This is a genomic window from Flavobacterium sp. (genome assembly GCF_003525665.1).
Taxonomy (GTDB): Bacteria; Bacteroidota; Bacteroidia; order Flavobacteriales; family Flavobacteriaceae; genus Flavobacterium.
Genome location: NZ_DQDX01000149.1, coordinates 472 through 4265 on the forward strand (window position 1 = coordinate 472; position 3794 = coordinate 4265).

Annotated in this window: 3 protein-coding genes and 1 riboswitch; of the genes, 1 reads left to right on the forward strand and 2 read right to left on the reverse strand. The window is 32.2% G+C overall.

Translation table 11 applies throughout. The features are described 5' to 3' along the window. Window positions 1-105: 105 nt before the first annotated feature. Window positions 106-462 carry a hypothetical protein gene (locus DIU01_RS10415; RefSeq protein ID WP_290834181.1) on the reverse strand — a complete coding sequence of 119 codons (357 nt, stop codon included), beginning with the start codon at window positions 460-462 and terminating at the stop codon, window positions 106-108. Window positions 463-743: 281 nt separating this feature from the next. Next, window positions 744-840: riboswitch (TPP riboswitch) on the forward strand. Between the two features lie 232 nt (window positions 841-1072). On the opposite strand from DIU01_RS10415, the gene DIU01_RS10420 reads away from it, so the two are divergent. Beyond that, the gene (locus DIU01_RS10420) at window positions 1073-3157 is read left to right on the forward strand and encodes a TonB-dependent receptor (protein WP_290834183.1); all 2085 of its coding nucleotides are present in this window, start codon (window positions 1073-1075) and stop codon (window positions 3155-3157) included. 55 nt (window positions 3158-3212) lie between these two features. On the opposite strand, the gene DIU01_RS10425 is transcribed toward DIU01_RS10420, so the two are convergent. Further along, window positions 3213-3641 carry a hypothetical protein gene (locus tag DIU01_RS10425; RefSeq protein WP_290834185.1) on the reverse strand — a complete coding sequence of 143 codons (429 nt, stop codon included), beginning with the start codon at window positions 3639-3641 and terminating at the stop codon, window positions 3213-3215. Between the last annotated feature and the right edge of the window lie 153 nt (window positions 3642-3794).

The following is a 3794-nucleotide window of genomic DNA, read 5'->3' on the forward strand; positions in this document are numbered from 1 at the left end:
AAAAATCCCAAGATCGGTAATCGAAAAAAGATTAAAAAACAAAGCTTCCAATTCTGAAATAAAGCAAAATAGAAAAAAACCTGATTTGTAAAAATCGGGTTTTATTTATTTTACAAGATGAAGTGTTATTTTACAAGACTCAGAATCAACTGTTTCATTAGATTGTATGAGCTTGTCATCTTTTATTAGGTAATACTCACTTTTCTTCTTTAATTCTTTCAACTCATTAATTTCTGCGGAATCTATAATACTATCTTTAGAAGAATTGTTTTTCAAATGATTTAAAAACAATGTGTCTTTATTGATATTCCAAACGCCACTAGCTTCGTATGAGCATGTGCTTAATGTAAATGTAGAATCTTTTCTGAGATCTAATTCAACACCTAAAACATTACATTTTTCGATAAAATAATTTGATAATTTTTCAAAATTAGTAGATTTTCTGGTAGAATATTTGCCCAAAGAAATCGTATTTTTTTGATTGCAACTGATTAAAAATAATAATATTGTTATAGTATATTTCATTGACACAAATATAGAATAATACAAACATAATTAATTTTATAAGTTTGCATTTAATTTTTATTTATTAAAAATCCCAAGATCGGTAATCGAAAAAAGATTAAAAAACAGAGCATCCAATTCTGAAATAAAGCAAAATCGCAAAAAACCCGATTTGTAAATCCAAAAAAACAAATTTTGGAATTTGGATTTTTTATATTGGAATTTTCCTTAAGTTTGCATTGTCTCAAAAGGGGTGCTCTAAATAACGAGCTGAGATTATACCCAATGAACCTAGAACAGGTAATGCTGTTTAGGGAAAAGTGACAAAACAGAGTGCACGCTGAACTTTGTCACAGGAAACACACATTTTTTATTTTTAACCAAGAATAATTACCTCTTTTTATTCGTACAATTTATTTTACGAATGGAAATTTTATTCAAAAAATCTCGCCACGAAGTCTCGAAGGCACAAAGTCAGTTTTCTAATGTCAAACTGTTGCAAACTGCAATCTGTAAACTGAAACCTGCAAACTGCAATCTTTTCTCTATTTTCTTTATTCTTTTTTCTATGCTCTCTTTTAGTCAAGAAGTAGAAAACGACACAACGAAAGTTACTAAACTCGATGAGGTTTTGGTTTCGGCAATTCGTGTCAACAAAAAAACACCTGTAACTTTTAGTAATTTAAGCAAAAAGGAAATCGCAACCCGAAATTTAGGTCAGGATATTCCAATTTTGATGAATTTCATGCCATCGGTTGTAACTACTTCGGATGCTGGAAACGGATTTGGCTACACAGGAATTCGCGTCCGCGGAAGCGATGCAACTCGCGTAAACGTTACCATAAACGGAATTCCATACAATGATTCTGAAAGTCATGGAACTTTTTGGGTGAACATGCCCGATTTTGCGTCGTCGGTAGAAAGTTTGCAATTGCAAAGAGGTGTTGGAACGTCAACCAATGGTTCTGGAGCTTTTGGCGCGAGTTTAAACATGTTGACCGATTCTTATTCCGATAAAGCATCGGGCGAAATTGCTAACTCGTTTGGAAGTTTTAATTCAAGAAAACACACGGTAAAATTCAGTACAGGTTTGATGAAAGATCATTTCGAATTGGCAGGTCGCGTTTCTAATTTGAGTTCTGATGGTTATGTTGACCGTGCTTCATCCGATTTGAAATCGTATTTTCTTCAAGGAACTTATGTTGGAAAAACTACGTTAATCAAAGCATTAGCATTTGGTGGAACCGAAAAAACATACCAATCTTGGAACGGAATTGATGCAGCAACTTTAAATTCCAATCCAACATTCAATTCAGCTGGAATTTACACTGATGAATTTGGAAACACGCGTTTCTACGACAATGAAACCGACAATTATCAACAAGATCATTACCAATTGCATTGGAACGAAAAAATATCTCAAAACTGGAATACCAACTTCGCCATTCATTACACCAAAGGAAAAGGTTACTTTGAAAATTACAAAGAAGATGCCGATTTTGACGAATATGGTTTAACACCAATTGTTATCGAAGGAACTACAATTAACACAACCGATTTAGTGCGCCAAAAATGGTTGGATAACGATTTTTATGGAACAACTTTTTCTGCAAATTATAAAAAAGACAAGATCGATTTTATTTTTGGTGGCGGATGGAATAAGTATGAAGGAGACCATTTTGGTAAAGTAATTTGGTCAAGATTTGCATCAACAAGCGAACTGGGCGATAGGTATTACGATGATTTTGCCGATAAAACTGACGGAAATATTTTTGCAAAAGTAAATTATCAAATAACCAAACGTATTAGTCTTTTTGGCGATTTACAATACAGAAATGTAACGTATAAAGCCAATGGAGTTCAAGCTGATTTAGTTGATGATACATTTAATTTTTTCAATCCAAAAGCAGGTTTGACCTATACTTTGAACAATAAAAACAACTTTTATTTGTCGTATGCAAGAGCCAATCGCGAACCAAATAGAAGTGATTACGAAGGCGGAAATGTTCGTCCAGAAAAACTAAATGACTTTGAATTAGGTTGGCGTTATGTAAGTGCCAAAACGCAAATAAATCTAAACGGATATTACATGTTGTACAAAGATCAATTGGTTTTAACTGGAGCACTTGACGATGTTGGAAACCCAATTCGTACCAATGTTGGTGAGAGTTACAGACTTGGAGTTGAACTTGACGCCATTTTCAAACTTTCAGATAAATGGAATTTGATGCCAAATATTACCGTAAGTAGTAATAAAAACGTAGATTTTGTCTTCGATAACGGAACTACTTTAGAGGAATTAGGAACAACAAATATTGCGTTTTCTCCAAATGTTATTGCAGCAAACAGCATTGTTTATGCGCCATTAAAAAATCTTCAAATGAGTTTGATGAGCAAATTTGTAGACCAACAATACATGTCTAATATTGATGATTCAGCTTCTAAGTTGGATTCATACACACAAACCGATTTCAATTTTTATTATGAATTACCAATGAAAAAAGTATTCCAATCGATTGCTTTTTCGGGAACAGTAAATAATATTTTTGATGAAAAAATTGTTTCCAATGGAGCAGATTATGGCGGTGGATTTATTTACTATTTTCCACAAGCCGGAATCAATTTTCTCGCTGGTATGACTTTGAAGTTTTAAGTTTAAATATTTTATTTAAAAAGCCAAGTTAGAAATTATCTGACTTGGCTTTTTTTTAATTGAAAACTCTAATGTTGGTTCCGTTTACTTCAACACGGTATTGTTTTAAAGGATATTGTTCGCCTGGAGCTTGTCCTGTAAATAGATTGTAAGATATATTTTCGTGAAAATCACAGTTGCAATCGGCTTCAATTCCGTTAATTCCTAGAATAGAACAACCACTTAAATCGTGATTTGGACAACCGCCATCAAACGCATTGAAAGTACTTCCAGTATTAAAGACAATTACACCACTTGATGGACCATTATTAGGGTAAATTTTGATATGATTACTCGGAAATTGTAAATTGCTATAAGAAGGTAAATTGGTATTGATGTCAAACGAAAATTGGTAATTTGGCAAATACGGATTTCGGTTATTAAAATTGGAGTCATCACAACCCAAAACCAAAGTAATTACTAATAAAAAAAGTAGTTTTCTCATAAAAAAAATTATCATAAAATTGATGCTAAACAAATATAATTTGTCTAACTTTGTAGAACATTATTAAGCAAAATTAAGCATTTAATAATCAAAAAAATATATCTTTGAAAAAAGAAATCCCGTTGCGATGGGATTTTTTCTATTTTATAGTAA